Below are 16,548 nucleotides of genomic sequence, written 5' to 3'. Positions count from 1 at the left end.
GCACATCCATGAATGTTTTCTTTGTATCATAAATTTTTTCATTAAAAATCAAATGATAGTCGCGTTTGAATGTATATGCGCGCGCAAAAACAAAGAAGAACATTATGTCGTATAGCCAATCTCCAACTATGGAACAAACACGCTTGCTCGCTATTAAAGGCGATGTTGAAGCACAATTTAATTTGGGTCAATTTTACCTTACTGCCAATCAATATGCTGATAAACTTGTCGATGAATGTGCTGATGAGTTTAATCGAGATAGCTTTGAAGCATTGAATTGGTTTCAAAAAGCCGCAGATCAAGGACACGCTAAAGCGCTTTATCAATTAGGCGAATTTTATGAAAATGGCATTGCTATTAGCCAAGATTGTGATGAAGCCTTAAAATGGTTTCAACTGGCTGTTGAATTTGGTAATGTTGACGCCATGCTCAAACTTGCCAATATTTATCTTAGCGGCATTTATAGCGATTATGGTATTGCGCAAGATTTTGGCCTTGCCCTTAGCTATTTTGAACAGGCGGCTCATCAAGGTCATCATGACGCTATTTACCAACTTGCTCTTATTTTTGAAAATGGCATCGCAGTTGAATGCTCAATTCCAAAACATTACTCCATCAAGAAAAATGCAAAAAAAGCCTTTCATTATTGGCAAATATTGGCAAAAAATGGTGATTTAGCCGCGCAATTTAAGCTTGGGCTTTGCTATCAAAATGGTGATGGTGTTGACTTAGATTTAACTAAAGCCATCAAACTTTACAAAACTTTAGCAGATAATAATTATAGCAAAGCTATCTATCAACTTGGTCTTATTTATGAAAGCGATACATATGGCTTAAAAGACTTATTGGCAGCTTTCCAATATATAAAACATGCGGCTGAACAAAATTATGCGCAAGCACAATATCATTATGGCACTTTTTACCGTGATGGTAATGTAGTTGCTCAAGACTTTAGCATTGCGGCAAAATGGTTTCGTCTCTCGGCGGCGCAAGACCATGGCGATGCTTGGGATAATGTCGGCTATTTGCATATTTATGGGCTTGGCGTTAAAAAAAGTCGGACCTATGGCTTTAAATGCTTTGAAAAAGCTGCTCAATTGGATAGCATGATGGGTTGTTATCATGTAGGGCTTAGCTATATCAATTATTGGGGCGCCCGTTATAGCCGAAAAATGGCGGCTCATTGGTTTAAAATCGCAGCTGATAAAGGTCTTGCAGAAGCTCGATATCAATTAGCGCGGTGCTATCCCTATAGCCAGTTTACGAAAGATGTTTCTATTAAAATTTTTGAATTAGATAAGGCTGCGGCTGAACAGGGATATCAGCCTGCTTTTAGTTATCTTGCTTGGGCACATAAAGAGGGGCGAGGCACAAAAAAAGATCTCGAAACCGGCTATATGTGGCACTGTGTTGATGCGGTCTTAAGCAAACGACTTTTCTGGTATAAAGAGGATATGGAAAAAATATTTACACAAGAGCAAATAAAAAAGATCAAAAAAGCTGCACAAAGGTGCATCGATTCAGGGTTTAAAATCTGCTCAGTGCAATAATTAATAAAGGAACAAATGCAACTTAGCATTTGTTCCTATTTTAAAGCAATTTATACTATGTAATATAGCACACACGGTAGAAGAACAAAGATTGATCTTTAAGTATCAATTAGACCTTCATCACAATGGGGATATATAAGCTAAATCTATTGATAAGATTTATTCGCCGGTTCTCGATGTAACATATAGATGATAATGGTGATCATATTAGGAAGCGCATAAATCATACCGCCAATTTGGGTATTTAATGGATTGGTTTTCGCCTGCCATGCTAAATACCAGTCGCCAGCAATAACCATAAAACCTACACCCCAAACTAGAACAGCTAAGGTGGCACCTAGTACAACGAAACTTTTACCGCTTTGCAATTTTTCATAAGGGGCATTGAAATTTTTAATCAGTTTTAAAAGCCCTATAAGCCCCAAGATGCCAGCCAACGTTTCAACTGTTGTAATAAGGATAAGGGCTAAAATAGGCGCTAAACCCCAAGAAATTGCACGCCATGTTTGTGCAGGATTGCCATAAGTATCGCTCATTGCGAACATTGGTTTAATAGCAAATTCAGCCGTACTTGCAAATCCAGATGCATTATTAAGCAGTCCTAAAATCCCCCATAAGGTTGGGAAAAGGGCGAATGCGATCAATACAAAACGGTAAGTCTTTTTCTCATCCATTATGGTTTCCTTTAAAATTTTATAAAATGCCGTGAAAACTAAGTAAACTTATAGCAATTTCGTTTTAGCATAATAATTTTAATCATTGATCAAGAGCTTTGCCAACCTCTATTTCAATAATTTTATCATACATATAAGTTATAATATCTGCTGTTTTTGTTCTAACCTTAATACCATCATCAATTGAATAAATTTGGAAACCATTTTCATCCTTTTTCAATGAATAGACCTCCTGCCAATCGGATTTTTGACACTTGAGCGTAAGTTCATTGCCTTTCATTTTATAAACATTACATATGTTTTCTTTAAAAATATGATATTCTAACTCAGATATAAATCCTGATAGGCTACCATATTCAATTGCGGTATCCTCATTTGGTGGTGCAAAAAACAGCGGTTCGCCGTCAGGAAGTCTGATATAAATTGGCCCATTATTGCTATTAATAGTTAAATCCAATTTATCTTCATCATCTATAATAATATTATCATTCGATACATAATCATCATCAATCCGACTAGGCCCATAATCTGTACCAGAAGCTTGATATGTCGATGTCCCCAAAAACAAAACAAATGCTAAAAAAATTATACTTTTTTTCATCGCATATTTCCCTGTAAATTGATTTTATATTTTTTTATCCTAGCATGTTTATTGAAGTAGCTTTGACCTCTAATTTACTAAGCTTTTTAAATAATAGAGCTATAGTTAAAACCTCACGAATGAGGCTCATCAGGGAATTTATGGCAACGCCACTCATAATAATTTCTTGCAGCATCGATAAAGATCTTACGTCGTTGTTCGTTTTTTATGATAGGCGCTATTTTAAATATTCTATCCCATAGAACAACGGCAAGCTCTTCATTACCATCATAAAGCTCTTCAAAATCATTATCGCAAAATGTATTTATAAATATTTCTAGCACATCATATTCATTGTCGCGAACATCGCTAAAGGGTTTATTTGGCTTTATATCATCATTGCATAAATAGTTTAATGGATTTTGTAAGTACCAACCCACATATTGTCTATTTTTAAAAATATAACCAAAATCTTGATGAAATAAAACAACTTCACTTCCTAATAAATCTTCAGCCTTATCAAAGCCAACAAGGTATTTTTTACCCTTATTGAAATACCGCAAATGACTATACGTAAAATATCCTAATTCATCGACTTTACTCAAAGTGCCGAAAAGCTCGGTTGACATTAAATCAGCTTTTTCGTTAATAAATTCAACTACCGGGCGGATTGATGCGAGTTTGTTATCTTCATCAAAATAAATATCATCATAGTAATCATAATAAATATCGCCATAGGTAGCATATGTTTTAGCATTGGAAATTTGGAATTTAACTCCAATACCGGTGCAAGCTATATGAAACTCTATTTTTGCATTTGGATGTACGATGTGATCAGTAATTTCAACCTTGATGCCGTCGGCCACGCGATAGTCATCTAATTTTTGCATTTTGCCCTCTATTAAATATCAATTTTGTAGAAGGTTTACAATTGTCATCTACCTTTATATTTCGCCCTTTTTTAGCGCATTTTGCTCGTGTGAATAAAACCACCAAAAACATGCGCCAAACATCACACCAAAGCCGGTAAACAAATAAAGATAAGGCTTGGTAGAAAGGGTCAACATATTGCCGAAAGCATAAAAATTTAAAATGCCGATGATAATGCCATAAATCAGCGTTAGATGGAAATTTAAAGGTAAAAACTTGCGTTGCAATAAATAAAGCGGAGTGACAACGACGACAAAAAGGGTAATGTTGTAAACAGATAAAGCAATAATTCCTGCAAGGATTATTAAAAAAAACATTTCATCAACGTGGCTAAATCCGCCCCAATGAATAATATCTAACACCGAAAAACCAAAAATAACCGCGCCTGCAACAATAAGAAAACTAAAATAATAAGTTAAAAAGAACCGTTTCATTATAAAAATCCATTTATCGCATTAAACAATATTATAATTTGATAGGCTTTAAAATATAATATATTTTACTTTATAGAATTAAAAATGAATACAGTAAACACTTTTACAAAAGGTTTGATATGCACTTTTCTTTGCTCGTGATTGGTAAAGATCTTGATAAGCAAGATATACTGAATAGTTGGTTATATCCATATCAACTTAGTGACTGCGAAGAGTTTAATAGCAACCACATCGAAGACATAGACGAAACAGCGCAAGTACTGAAAGAATATAACAGCTTAAAAGCAAATAAAACCGCAAAAACCTGTGATTATAAAAATTTAAAAGAATATATTATAGAAAGCAGAGCTTTGCCAATTGTTGAATTAGGTGATCCTATCGACATAGAGAATGAACATTACTTTGGCTATGTAATTTTTAAAGGCGAAGAACTTATCAAGGTTGTAAATAGAACCAACCCCAATGGGAAGTGGGACTTTTGGCTGCTCGGTGGCAGAATGAATGGCACAATGATAAGAAAGACACCACCAATTTTATCTAAGCGAAGCCTTTGGTCAAAATGGCGACATAAAGACCAATCTGAAGACTTGAAAAATAGTGCCACGAATTGCATCCAATATAATGAAATTGATTGGATAACCATGAAAAATAAAGCGGTACAAGTGCGGTTGCAACTTTGGCAAGATACAATAAGAGATTCATACGCGGCTTTGGGCGATATTAATAGTTTGAAAATTGATCTTGATAAAATACGATATGAAGTACTAAATAAAATCAACGATTTGCAAAAAAAATTTTTAAAAAAAATTCACAAGCACAATATCAAAAGCTTAAAGCCTATATTAGAGACAATGTAAATTATCCTTATCGCTTCTATATTGGGCTTTTAGATTATGTTAGCTCTTCCAGAGCTTACCCCAAAATAGATGATTGGATAAATGCTGCACCACCCTTATCCACATATGCCTTGCTTGATGAAAATGGTTGGCATGAATTAGAAGATAGCCAGTCCGATATTTTAGAAGATTATGAAAAAAAATTGCAAAAGTGGCAAGATTTTATCGATCAACGGTTAAAACGCACAAAGCCAAACGATTGGCTTGCCATCATTGATTACCATTGTTAATCAATTAGCCAGTTATAATACACAATATAATTAGTTAGCGTGTCATGATTAAAGCGGATGTTATTTATGGCACTCCTATAAGATTTGATGCCTTTTTAGCGATATGGGGCTAACATAGACAATTAAAAGCGCGTCACCGCATCAAAAAAGTGACGTGCTTCATTTCTTTATTTTGTGGCATTCTCCAATGCGAAAGTTGATACAGTTTTTTCTAGAACTGCTCAAGAAAGCCTACGGCATAAATCAACTTAGCTAGCGAGATCTTGTTCGCGCCCTCTATTTGTCAATGCAAGATAGATAATACCAATCGGCGCGATAAGTATGGCGGCGCTAAACAAGAGCATGTTTACTATAATTTTTGCCGGAACAACCAAACCCAACCACAAAAGAAACGAGAATTTAAAAGAATAATTGCCAAGGAATAAATCTTTGATGCTATCCCAAACGAATTTGGCAAATGGAAATAATAAAAAATTAATAAGATAGACTACAATCATGGTAATAATTCCATAAATTGGCATCGACCCTGACTTATTTAAAACAAACACCATTGAAATAAATATTGCGGCCCAGATTGCCCCAATCACATAGCTTCGAACCAGATAGGCTGCGTCAATAGATTTAAACAGTTTAGAAACGAATTGCATGTATATTCCCCAAAAAAGATAAAATTACCCTCGGTTTTTGATGCCATCCTGTAAAGGATAAACTTCAACTAAAAATCTAATCCCCATAATCTCAACAACAAGAAAATGGTATTTTCAATAATCACATAACGTGATAGACAGATAAATTAATCATATTAGTTATAAATTCTAAATACAGTCTAATTTTAGATTATAAAATATAAGACCTTACAAAATTGTATAAATATATTTTAAATATTAAAAAAATTCAGAATTTGAACAATATATCCAAATTACGAAACTTTACTCAATCAAGCAATGCCAAACTATATTACATGAATAAAAATAAATCAATAAATTTGTTAAGACCTTAATTAAAATATATCATAAATTTACAACTAATATTAAATTTATCTAATTTATATTATTTTTATTCTTTTTTGGGTTATTGCTTATCTTATATACCGCAAAATTATAAAGCGCAGCCACTTAAAGAGCTTTCGTTAGAATAATATTGAGGTGATAAATTTTGTCCCATCACGTTTATTAAACTAGCTATATTTTAAAAATTTTCAAAAAACAAAAGTTGCTTCAATTTTTGCAAAATATGGGTTAATCAGCCTGCTTATTTTTATCACGCTTATTTTTAAAAACAATATAAGCAATGCCAATAGGTGCGATAATAAAAGCTATGCTGAACAAAAAGAGATTTACAATCACCCTTAAAATAAGCGCCAATACCGTCCAAATATCTAGGTCAAAATCAGATGTAAAAGCGCCAAAGAATAAATCTTCGACATAGCCCCAAACCAGTTTAGCAAAGGGAAAAAGAATAAGGTTCATAAGAATGATAACCAGGATAACGATGTTAATTGCAATCGATAAAGGTCTTATGTCATTTAAATATATAGCTAAAAAATGCAGATTACCGTCCAAATAATTGCCCAAATATAATTTCTAAGCAAATAAGTAGTATCGAAATATTTAAATATTCTAGAAACAATTTCCATATTATCACCCTTCGAACAAAACAAAGTAAATCATGGCTAAATGAATATTATTTTTAGCGACAAAGGTAGGTGAAGCAACAAACATCTGTTAGATCTGAATTATTCATCTCTAAAATCCATACTATACACGCCGCGATGGCTTATTTGTACGGCTCCATAAACATATTGCAGCATATGAGAATTAGCAATTTCAATGAGGGTTGCAGCCCTAAATGACGGGCGTTTTATTTCAAAAGGTTGTGTAAGCTTGCCATTTTCAATGCCGCGCCAAAAAATACCCAAATGGTCACACCATAAAATAATATCATTATGATTTCGTTCTTTTATAAAGACAATATCGTCTTGGAACGTCTCTATTGTTTTATCAATAAAATAAAAGTAAGTTTGAATTGGCATCGCTTCATCATGGGTTAGAGGGTGGAAGGGCTGGAAATTCGCTAAAATCTTCATCTTGATAACGATTATACAAAAATTGAGGTCTCGCCATGGATGGGTTAAGGTCATTATCATTAAGTATGGCTGCTAATGGTTGGTTGAAACTTGCAGCAACATTATCACGAAATTGCTGATAGCAATCCTCGCGCATGTAAAGATAACCTAGCACCGGCAAAATTTGAATAAAAGGCCGTGCAAAATCACATTGCTCTGGCCAATAGGCATAAGCCTCAGTTGGGTTAACCCCATAAACCAAGCGCCAAATTCGTGTTTTGTCCCAATGACGCTCTGGCATGAAAGAAAACGCTTCACCGCCGGTTTTATATTTGTAATAATAATGCATATCGCGATTAACAATCAGCATTGGCGGCGGCGCAAAATTAGCCATCAAAGCATCATATTGTTTAAAAATTGCTTTTTGATTGATATTTTCAATGTCAACGCCGCGATATAATAATGTGCCTGAAAGCAGCATTAAGGCAACCGCCAACAGGCTCATTTGCAGATATTTTGCAAGTGTTTTTGGCTTTGGTATTGGCTGGTCTTTGAAAAACCATATAGTGATGAATAAAACGAGTAAGGGAAAGGCTAGCGCGATGCGTTCACCAAAATTCATTGCCTCTTGACCAAGACTTGGTAAAAAACAAGAAAATAGCGGTAAAAAGTGCCATAGATTGCTTTTTGACGATCGCACCGCAAAGAATAGCACACCAAGCACCCAAATACCGCAAAAGAGTAGCTCCAACTTTATTGCAAGCGGCAAAAATGGCTCGCTTAATAAGGCAATTAACCCTAATTGAAATTGACCGTTTTGAAAGCGGTGAAAATCAAATAACCCCAAGTATAAAACACCGCTCACCAATGCAGCAATGAGACCGACAGAGAGAAGAGTAACCGCAATAAGTATTTGCCATTTTAACTTGGCAATATTACCACCCTGCCCTGCGTGCAATTTTACCTTGTTATTATCTTTTCTTTTGGACCAATAATAGCCGATGAGGGATAGCGAAAAAAGCCCGATATAAATGATTGCTGATTTATGGAAAAACACCGCAAGACATGAAAATCCTATAAAAACAAAAATATAGCGCGGATAGCGATACATAAAATTTACGGCAATGACTAAAATAATCCAACTGGTAAATTGTTTAGGAAATTCAATCGTCATAAAATAAAAGCTAGGTGATAGAGTAATCCAATACAAAATAATAAGCGCTAAAGCGATGTTTTTTATAGTTTTTAAAAGGAGATAAAAGGCCAGTAAAAACAACCCAAAACTAACAGCGATATAGGTTTTCACCATCGCTTCGCCATTATTGACAAAATATGCAAGCGGTCTCATCAGCCAAAACAGCCAACTATCATCAGGAATACGCAAGCGACCATGATCAATGAGGCTTTGCGCTTGCACTGCGTAATAATAGCCATCATAGCCATAAAAATAGCTTTGATGAAACAGAATAAGCCCAAGCTGAAGCGCAACCATAAAAATGACTAAGCAAATAAAGCCAGTTCTACAATATTGCTTCATATTTTTGTACAAAATTGCACACGCTTAACAGGGACTACAAGGTCGGTATAAATATCGGATTTTACCGCATAAACATCTTTTTCAAGTAATATTTTACGCAATTTTTCCCGAAGTTCACCAATGGTTTTTGCTTCAACCACAAAGCCGTCATCAAGTAAAACGCTAAGCCCTAAATCTTCGCCTTCATATTCTTCCCTATCATAGATTGGCATAGCAACAAGGAAGTTTAAAAGCTTTTTTTGCTCGCTTTCAGCAAGTTTTGAAAATTTTTCTATTTTAAAAAGATTTTGGAAAATTTGCGGGGCGGCATGGGCAATATCATCATTTCCCTTGCCACTTATATAACCAAACTGCGAAAAAAACGTTTGATATTTTTTACCAAATAGTCTCATCTCATTTGGTTTTACAAGCTCGAAATTACCTTCTGCGACTGTAGCAAAGGGGCGATTTTGTCCATCTGGTTTTAAACGCGCAGGATAAAGCACAAAGCTGCCATTACTACGCAGTCGAAAGGTTGAAGCATAACAATAATCCTCGCGCAAGTACTTCTCACCCAAAGTTGCCCAATCCATGGTGCCCAAAAAACTACTAAATGTTTTATCAGTAAAAGCATTGTCAGTAAGTTCCGCGATTATTGGCATTTCTTGACCAATAGGCAAAATAATTGCGCCCTTATTGTCAATAAAGCGCAGTTCGGATAGCACAACATCTCTATAGGCTTGCCCTTTATAAATATCGGCAATTTCCAAAACAATTTGGCTATTGCTAATTGGTTTTGGCAGCATAATTTTTTGCATGGCTTGTTCGTCTTTGACCGCAATTTTTTCGCCATTTATCAAAAGAGTTTTCACGCGGCTATTAGCACTAAAATGCTTATCCGATCTTTGATAGCCATTCCATATCATCACACCCGCAATATTTTGGTGATTTTTAAAGTTAAGGGCGATTTTGGTGCCAATGCCATTGCCTTTTTTACCATCTGTTGCAAAGGCCATGCTGGTATTGGAATCAAAAAGATGGCTTGGATGATAAGCATTTTGTGGATCAAGAATTGAAGTGGCATTGAGTTCTAGCAATGGTGCTTCAATCGGTAAATTAACCGCCAAAGCATGCGGCTCATTATAAATTTCTTTAATTAATGAAGGATCGCTAAATAACTGTAAAATATCTTTACTAACCAGATCAATTGAAGTGACTTCCCATTTTGCTGACGAGGTAGCATCCGTAATGCGAAAAAATACCGATTTCGCTTTATATTCGAGTTTAAACGAGTCATCTAAAGGATGTCTTTCGCGCCTTAAAACATATACGGCTTTTTCAAAATCAACTTCAAAACGTTCAACCACAAAAGGAATTGGATCCCTATCTTCTCCCGATGTATCAGCAATAGCATTATTACCATCAAGATAAGCGGTAAAGGTGAGGTCTTCGCTATCACCGATAACCGTTATCATGATATAATCTAGTTGAAAGGGCTGTTCAAATTGAAAGCCAAAACCTTCATTAACCGCGCCATCCTTGGTTTGCGGTTGCCAAGCCCCATCACAATTTTTATCTAAAAGACAAATAATTGATGTTGATTGCTCTGTTGCGCTTGTTGGTGATGCCATTAAAATAGTTGGCACGATTTGATCTGTATTGTCTTGCGTATAGCCTAAAGCTGGTCGGAAACCAATAATGACAATAGTGACAAGGCAAAACCGAAATAGATTATTTAAAAAATGCTTCATCAGCTTATGCCCCTTTTTATAATTGAATTACCTATAGATTTTGGTAAGGATTTAACCGTCATAAATGCTAATTTTTATTATTAACTTTGTATCTTATTGTCTTCAACAGGCTAATAAAACAAATCTTCTCAAATATTGGTTTAGATTTTTGTACAAAACGGCACCCGATCAACAGGGACGACAAGATCAGTATAAATGTCAGATTTTACCGCATAAACTTCTTTTGTCAGCAATATTTTACGCAGTTTTTCACGCACCTCACTAATTGTTGCCGCTTCAACCACAAATCCTTGGTCAAGCGAAACAAATAGACCAATATTGAAATCTGGTTGATCCGCGTAAATTTTTTCAGGCTCTTCATAAAGTGGCTCGTTAATAAGCAAACTTAACAAGTCTTTTTGTTCTTTTTCGCTAAGGTCAGAAAATTTTTCAATGGTAAAAAGGCCTTGAAAAATACTTGGTGCGACTTTAATGGGCGCATTATCTTCATTTTCCTTTAAATAACCTGTCATACGCGAAAACATGGTTTGATATTTTTTGCCAAATAATTTGAATTTATTGTGTTCAATAATTTCAAAATTCCCCTCGGCAGCTATAGCAAAAGAATGCAGCCTATCAATGCCTTTAATATTTTGCGAATAAAGGGAAAAACTTCCATTACTACGCAAGCGAAATGAACCAACGTCACAAATATCAGCTTCAACCTCATTGCGCGCAAAGACCATTTGGCTCAAAAAACCGCTAAAACTTCTATCGACGAAATGATTGTTAGTAAGTTCTGCTAATAATGGCGTTTCTTGGGTAAGGGGCAAAATAATGGCGCCCTTATTGTCAATAAAGTGCAATTCGGATAGCACAACATCCTTATGATCTTGCCCCTCATAAATATCGGCAATTTCTAAAACAATCTGGCTATTAGTGATTGGCTTTGCCAACATAACTTTTTGTATGGCTTGTTCGTCTTTGACTGCAATTTTTTCGCCATTTATCAAAAGATCTTTCACGCGGCTATTAGCATAAAAATGCTTATCTGACCTTTGATAGCCATTCCACATCATCACACCCGCAATATTTTGTTGATTTTTAAAATTAAGGGCGATTTTAGTACCAATGCCATTGCCTTTTTTACCATCTGTTGCAAAGGCCATGCTGGTATTGGAATCAAAAAGATGGCTTGGGTGATAAGCATTTTGTGGATCAAGAATTGAAGTGGCATTAAGCGCTATCAATGGTACTTCAATCGGTAAATTAACCGCCAAATTATGCGGATCATTATAAATATCTTTAACTAAAGATATTTCACCGTTTATTATTTCAAAAATATTTTTATTAACAATATCAATTGAAGTCACAGTCCATTTTACTAGTGAATTACCATCGATAATACGAAAAAATACCGATTTTGCAGAATAATCAAGTGTAAGCGGTTTATTAATAATAGAGTACGGATCGCGCCTTAAAACATAAACGGCCTTCTTGGAATCGATCTCGAAACGTTGCAAAATAATACGAACTGGGTCGCTATCTTTATCTGTGTCATCAATAATAGTATCTTTACCGTCAAGATAAGCGGTAAAGGCAAGGCCTTCGCTATTACCGGTAACCGTTATCATAATATAATCTAGTTGAAAGGGTTGTTCAAATTGAAAGCCAAAACCTTCATTAACCGCGCCATCCTTGGTTTGTGGTTGCCAAGCCCCATCACAATTTTTATCTAAAAGACAAATAATTGATGTTGATTGCTCTGTTGCGCTTGTTGGTGATGCCATTAAAATAGTTGGCACGATTTGATCTGTATTTTCTTGCGCAAATGCGCTTATTGGTAGAAAGCCAATAACCGCCAAACAAAGCCCCAATAAATAATTGTAAAAACGCTTGGTCATTGCCTTCCCCCCTTTCATGCAATTATTCGATGATTGGATATTGCCGGGCATTTGGCAATTCAAAATGCCACCATTCACTATTAATGCCTTTAAGCCCTGCTTTTTTCATCAAGCCAAACAATAGGTCACGATTTTTGCAAGCAAGACTATCGGCTTTTGGGCATTTATAGTGCGCGGCGGCCTTACTGGTAAAATCATCAAAAGCAGTTGGAAAAAACAATATTTTCCCATTTTCATCAGCTAAAGCCACATCAATCGCGGCGGCGCGATTATGGTTGGAACCGTTTTTTGGATTAGCAACATAACGGCGGTCGGGCATAATGTCCCACATGGCTTTTTGTACAGCAAGTGGACGAAAACAATCCAATAGAACAAGTTGCAAGTGTTGATCTTGTAAATCCTTTTTAATTGTTTCAAGCTTTTTTGCTAAGTCCTTATGAACAAGGCAGGTGCTTAGACCATGCTCTTTGTAAATAGCACGATGCAAAAAATTATTGTCACTCGCATAGCGCAGATCAAGCAAATAAGGCATACCGTTTAATGTAATCAATTCAGCATTATCATTAAAATCTTTGCTTTGCCCAAAAGTTGAAATACTGATTAAAAAATAGATAGTTAAGCTAATTAATCCTAAAATCTGCTTCATTGAAAATCCTTTAAACTATCAACCACATCAAATACATCGGGCACATACATCATCGGCGCAATATTTTTACGATAGAGCGTCTCGCTTATTAAGCTATCCCCTTGCCATTGCTGGCGCCAAATTTCATTAAAGCGGTAAAACTTGCCCTCGCATTGCAAAAAACTATGATTTTTTTCACAAATATCATATTTTACATTAAGCGTGTCATTGACCAAAATGTCACCAATCAAATGGTTTTCATCAAGGCTAAGACGTAACTGCCAAATGTTTGGGCTATTATTGGTAAAGCGGTAATCAAGATAATTATAAAATATGGTTGCTCCACAACCAAATGGCACAAGCCGCTCATCATCGCGAAACATATCACGCGAATGGTGATGATGCTCAATAATATCTAAATTGCTATGCAATATCAGCCAGTGCAGCATATTAGCAATTTGGCAAAGACCACCGCCAATACCTGCCCTCATTGTATCACCTGACAGTTCCAAACCTTTGCGAAAACCGCGCAGGCGATGGGCATGCCCCACTAATTTATAAAATGAAAAAGTTTCACCAGGGTGAATGACAATACCATCAAGAAGCGGAATTGCCTTTTTTAAATTGGTAATCTTATTTACCTGCAACTGATGATAGTCTTCACCAAAATTGCGAATGAGTTTTGATTGGTGGGAAAATACCCGATGAGGCAAACTCTCAGCTTGCCGCTTTAGCGCAAATTTTTGTCGTTCTTTGCTATTGCGCCAATAACGCAAACATCTTTGCCGCCAGATGGCGACAAAAAACAATATTGGATGTTTTTGGCTTAATCTTTTGGCCACCATTCCCCCATCGATAATTAAACCGTATAAAAATGTTAAAATAATCGAATATTCTTTAAGGCACTTCTTTATTATTTTATCAAATATTTAGAAAAGCTCGATATTATTTTAATAAACTTATTAAAATTAAACTTTTATACAATAAAACAATTATTTAATAATTACAATAATCACTAAAGAGGAGAAAAGATGGCAAAGAATAAAGAAAGTGATAATTAAAAGCAATAAAATACCGGTGGGCTAGCTCTACTGCAAAGGTGTGACAGTATAAGCTATGATATCATTTTTATAACACTTATCTTGGTGGTTATGTTCTTTATTTGCAACAATAATGCAAAGCCAAGATTTTTACCGGCAAAGACTATTCACCTTAGAAATTTTTTGCGAGTTAAATGTCATCAATTCGGTCTTAACTATGAAATCTACCCCGATTTTCCTTATCATCTTTTTTTATAGATGAATAGCTAAGCCATTATCAACGATCTGTCATTGCCGCTAGCTTTGACGCTTGACAGCTTTAATAAAATCACAATCTTCTAAATTAGAGGTTTTGTCTAAGAGCAAAAAATTCTATTAATTTAAAGAAGTAATTTTTAAAAATGGTAGGCCAAGACAATAATAGGTTTTGCTATTGGCTTTTTTACGCCAGCCAAATACATGAAATTTCCAAAAATAAAACTTATAGCGATGGCTATCTTGCTTAATCTTAAACAATGCAATCCCAAGAAAGCTTATTTTTCTACGACCAACATTGCCCTGTTTAACAAGATTGACCAAACATTGCTCGTAAACGGCTGTTGTGCGACAATTTTGCCACCATGATGCTGCGAGCTTAGTTTGCGGCGAACTCCAAGGTTTGTCACCGGTGGTATAATGGATTATACGCCCATCATTATTAGCCGCATGGGTATAAGCTGTCAGCATGTCATCCAATATTGTATCATGATAAATCTTATGTGGCTTATAATCTGATGCCATAACATTATAGCGAAAATTGAGGTAATGTACCTTACCAAAGCAGATAATATTAAGCACATCTTGATCAAAAAACTGAAATTTACGATCTGATGCGAGAAAAGCCATTAATTTTTCTTCAATATTTTGCGCAACCCATTGTTGACGATTAATGACCAAAACACCAGAATTAAAGTAATGGTCATCAGTGCCATAATCCAATTGGATCACGTTTTTAAAATAGGCAATCCAGCCTTTTTCATAGCGCCGACATATCTCCATGCCGATATCAGGCGTCGCGGTAATCAGTTTATCACCAGGGTTTTCACTATCAATCAGTTCAGCCACATCGCATTCTATCGAAATATCGACATCAAGATAAAGAATGAGGTCATTATCAGTTAAACCGCCTAGAAAAAACCGCGCATAGGCTGCAGACGAAATATGAGGATTGGCATAATAAACTTCTCTTTGTGCTTGATATAATTCGTCAAATTTTTCAAACTTCAAAATAATATTGCTAAATCCACTCAATCGCGCTTTGATGGCTTGAATGGTTTCTTGATCCAATCCGCAATCAATAATAATAATTTCATAATGCTTATTGGTGAGCTATGCTTAATAAGCCCCTCTAGTGCCACCAACAAATAACGACCATATCCACCATCACAACAAAAAATAACACTATATAACTTGTTCAATTTAATGGATCCTTAAAACCAGTTAAAAAATATGACGTATTTTTTGGTATATTTAGCGTTTTTAAATAGCAACCCATGAAATTAACGGGTGAGATAGTCTTGCCAAGGCGCAATTGGTAAATCAAATACTGACTTTACCTTGCTATTATCAAGCTTTGAATATTGCGGGCGTTTTGCTGCTGTCTTATATTCGCTAGCAGGAATAGCTGTAATATTTGGAATTTTACCAGTTTGATTATGCTTTGACGCAAAAATTTCTGCAGCAAAATTTGCCCAATTGGTATATCCATCGGCAACAAGGTTAAAAATACCGCGCCAATTTTCTGCACAATCGCCTTTCAATATTTTTTGCGCAATGGCAATGGCAGATGTTGCAATAAAATCAGCACTTGTCGGCGTACCCCATTGATCCGCCACAATTCTTAATTGATCATGGCTTTGAGCAAGGCGTAACATGGTGTTTAAAAAATTATTGCCATAACGACTATAAACCCAAGCGGTGCGTAAAATGACATGATTGGGATTAGCATCATGCACCGCCCATTCCCCTTGCAACTTGGATAATCCATAGATGTTCACTGCACCAACCTGATCATCTTCCTTATAGGGTGTTTTACTTGCACCATTAAAAACATAATCGGTCGAAATATGGATAAGTGGAATATTATGGGCAGCAGTTACTTCCGCCACATATCGCGCACCATCACGATTAACTAAAAAAGCTTGTTCGACTTCTGTTTCAGCCTTATCCACGCCGCCGTATAGGCAGCAGGATTGATGACACAATCTGGTTTATGCGCATGTATAGCTTTTTCAATTGAAGCTTTATTGCTGATATCTAACTCTGGTCTACCAAGCACAACAAGAGACACATTACTTGAATTTTGGCTTTTTAATGCTTGCGCAACTTGGCCATT

Annotated in this window: 15 protein-coding genes and 1 pseudogene; 2 read left to right on the top strand and 14 right to left on the bottom strand. The window is 35.6% G+C overall.

Annotated elements, in window-relative coordinates:
• Positions 1-104 precede the first annotated feature (104 nt).
• Complete coding sequence (locus tag H3299_RS14645; RefSeq protein WP_182419907.1) at positions 105-1,550, top strand: tetratricopeptide repeat protein; 1,446 nt, start codon at positions 105-107, stop codon at positions 1,548-1,550.
• A 146-nt stretch (positions 1,551-1,696) separates the two neighbouring features.
• Here the strand turns inward: H3299_RS14645 and H3299_RS14640 are convergent, their stop codons facing one another.
• The 4 genes from H3299_RS14640 to H3299_RS14625 form a co-directional block, all read right to left on the bottom strand.
• Positions 1,697-2,224, bottom strand: coding sequence for a DUF2165 family protein (locus H3299_RS14640; RefSeq protein ID WP_182419906.1), 528 nt, complete (start codon positions 2,222-2,224; stop codon positions 1,697-1,699).
• Between the two features lie 82 nt (positions 2,225-2,306).
• Positions 2,307-2,825: a hypothetical protein gene (locus tag H3299_RS14635; protein WP_182419905.1), complete on the bottom strand. Its 519-nt coding sequence runs from the start codon at positions 2,823-2,825 to the stop codon at positions 2,307-2,309.
• A 113-nt stretch (positions 2,826-2,938) separates the two neighbouring features.
• A complete protein-coding gene (locus H3299_RS14630) occupies positions 2,939-3,694 on the bottom strand; it encodes a hypothetical protein (RefSeq protein ID WP_182419904.1) in 756 nt (251 codons plus the stop codon).
• Between the two features lie 54 nt (positions 3,695-3,748).
• The gene (locus H3299_RS14625) at positions 3,749-4,168 is read right to left on the bottom strand and encodes a hypothetical protein (protein ID WP_182419903.1); all 420 of its coding nucleotides are present in this window, start codon (positions 4,166-4,168) and stop codon (positions 3,749-3,751) included.
• Positions 4,169-4,287: 119 nt separating this feature from the next.
• Here H3299_RS14625 and H3299_RS14620 point away from each other — a divergent pair, with 119 nt between their 5' ends.
• Positions 4,288-5,025 carry a hypothetical protein gene (locus H3299_RS14620; protein WP_182419902.1) on the top strand — a complete coding sequence of 246 codons (738 nt, stop codon included), beginning with the start codon at positions 4,288-4,290 and terminating at the stop codon, positions 5,023-5,025.
• Between the two features lie 517 nt (positions 5,026-5,542).
• On the opposite strand, the gene H3299_RS14615 is transcribed toward H3299_RS14620, so the two are convergent.
• From H3299_RS14615 to H3299_RS14570, 10 genes and pseudogenes are all read right to left on the bottom strand, one after another.
• Positions 5,543-5,941 carry a hypothetical protein gene (locus H3299_RS14615; protein ID WP_182419901.1) on the bottom strand — a complete coding sequence of 133 codons (399 nt, stop codon included), beginning with the start codon at positions 5,939-5,941 and terminating at the stop codon, positions 5,543-5,545.
• A 591-nt stretch (positions 5,942-6,532) separates the two neighbouring features.
• Positions 6,533-6,763, bottom strand: a complete 231-nt coding sequence (locus tag H3299_RS14610; RefSeq protein ID WP_182419900.1) for a hypothetical protein — start codon at positions 6,761-6,763, stop codon at positions 6,533-6,535.
• Positions 6,764-7,029: 266 nt separating this feature from the next.
• A complete protein-coding gene (locus H3299_RS14605) occupies positions 7,030-7,326 on the bottom strand; it encodes a hypothetical protein (RefSeq protein WP_182419899.1) in 297 nt (98 codons plus the stop codon).
• A 7-nt stretch (positions 7,327-7,333) separates the two neighbouring features.
• Positions 7,334-8,851 carry an EpsG family protein gene (locus H3299_RS14600; protein WP_182419898.1) on the bottom strand — a complete coding sequence of 506 codons (1,518 nt, stop codon included), beginning with the start codon at positions 8,849-8,851 and terminating at the stop codon, positions 7,334-7,336.
• A gap of 41 nt (positions 8,852-8,892) precedes the next feature.
• Positions 8,893-10,626: a hypothetical protein gene (locus H3299_RS14595; RefSeq protein WP_182419897.1), complete on the bottom strand. Its 1,734-nt coding sequence runs from the start codon at positions 10,624-10,626 to the stop codon at positions 8,893-8,895.
• A 140-nt stretch (positions 10,627-10,766) separates the two neighbouring features.
• Positions 10,767-12,509 carry a hypothetical protein gene (locus H3299_RS14590; protein WP_182419896.1) on the bottom strand — a complete coding sequence of 581 codons (1,743 nt, stop codon included), beginning with the start codon at positions 12,507-12,509 and terminating at the stop codon, positions 10,767-10,769.
• A gap of 22 nt (positions 12,510-12,531) precedes the next feature.
• Positions 12,532-13,155 (bottom strand): M15 family metallopeptidase, encoded by a 624-nt coding sequence (locus H3299_RS14585; RefSeq protein ID WP_182419895.1) that lies wholly within the window; start codon positions 13,153-13,155, stop codon positions 12,532-12,534.
• The gene (locus tag H3299_RS14580) at positions 13,152-13,979 is read right to left on the bottom strand and encodes a VanW family protein (RefSeq protein ID WP_182419894.1); all 828 of its coding nucleotides are present in this window, start codon (positions 13,977-13,979) and stop codon (positions 13,152-13,154) included. Before H3299_RS14580 ends, H3299_RS14585 begins: the two co-directional genes overlap by 4 nt.
• 570 nt (positions 13,980-14,549) lie before the next feature.
• Positions 14,550-15,521: a glycosyltransferase gene (locus H3299_RS14575; protein WP_256434241.1), complete on the bottom strand. Its 972-nt coding sequence runs from the start codon at positions 15,519-15,521 to the stop codon at positions 14,550-14,552.
• Positions 15,522-15,715: 194 nt separating this feature from the next.
• Positions 15,716-16,528 (bottom strand): annotated as a pseudogene (locus tag H3299_RS14570) (hypothetical protein); the annotation flags it as partial.
• Positions 16,529-16,548 lie beyond the last annotated feature (20 nt).

It is taken from the genome of Bartonella sp. HY038 (genome assembly GCF_014117425.1).
Classification (GTDB): domain Bacteria; phylum Pseudomonadota; class Alphaproteobacteria; order Rhizobiales; family Rhizobiaceae; genus HY038.
Note: the sequence above shows the minus strand (reverse complement) of the source record. Positions and strands in the feature narration are given on the sequence as shown.

Coding starts and splice junctions, on each gene's coding strand:
- H3299_RS14605 (WP_182419899.1), bottom strand. CDS start 7,326: ATGCCAATTCAAACTTACTTTTATTTTATTGATAAAACAATAGAGACG.
- H3299_RS14645 (WP_182419907.1), top strand. CDS start 105: ATGTCGTATAGCCAATCTCCAACTATGGAACAAACACGCTTGCTCGCT.
- H3299_RS14580 (WP_182419894.1), bottom strand. CDS start 13,979: ATGGTGGCCAAAAGATTAAGCCAAAAACATCCAATATTGTTTTTTGTC.
- H3299_RS14610 (WP_182419900.1), bottom strand. CDS start 6,763: ATGAACCTTATTCTTTTTCCCTTTGCTAAACTGGTTTGGGGCTATGTC.
- H3299_RS14600 (WP_182419898.1), bottom strand. CDS start 8,851: ATGGTTGCGCTTCAGCTTGGGCTTATTCTGTTTCATCAAAGCTATTTT.
- H3299_RS14585 (WP_182419895.1), bottom strand. CDS start 13,155: ATGAAGCAGATTTTAGGATTAATTAGCTTAACTATCTATTTTTTAATC.
- H3299_RS14635 (WP_182419905.1), bottom strand. CDS start 2,825: ATGAAAAAAAGTATAATTTTTTTAGCATTTGTTTTGTTTTTGGGGACA.
- H3299_RS14620 (WP_182419902.1), top strand. CDS start 4,288: ATGCACTTTTCTTTGCTCGTGATTGGTAAAGATCTTGATAAGCAAGAT.
- H3299_RS14630 (WP_182419904.1), bottom strand. CDS start 3,694: ATGCAAAAATTAGATGACTATCGCGTGGCCGACGGCATCAAGGTTGAA.
- H3299_RS14640 (WP_182419906.1), bottom strand. CDS start 2,224: ATGGATGAGAAAAAGACTTACCGTTTTGTATTGATCGCATTCGCCCTT.
- H3299_RS14615 (WP_182419901.1), bottom strand. CDS start 5,941: ATGCAATTCGTTTCTAAACTGTTTAAATCTATTGACGCAGCCTATCTG.
- H3299_RS14590 (WP_182419896.1), bottom strand. CDS start 12,509: ATGACCAAGCGTTTTTACAATTATTTATTGGGGCTTTGTTTGGCGGTT.
- H3299_RS14595 (WP_182419897.1), bottom strand. CDS start 10,626: ATGAAGCATTTTTTAAATAATCTATTTCGGTTTTGCCTTGTCACTATT.
- H3299_RS14625 (WP_182419903.1), bottom strand. CDS start 4,168: ATGAAACGGTTCTTTTTAACTTATTATTTTAGTTTTCTTATTGTTGCA.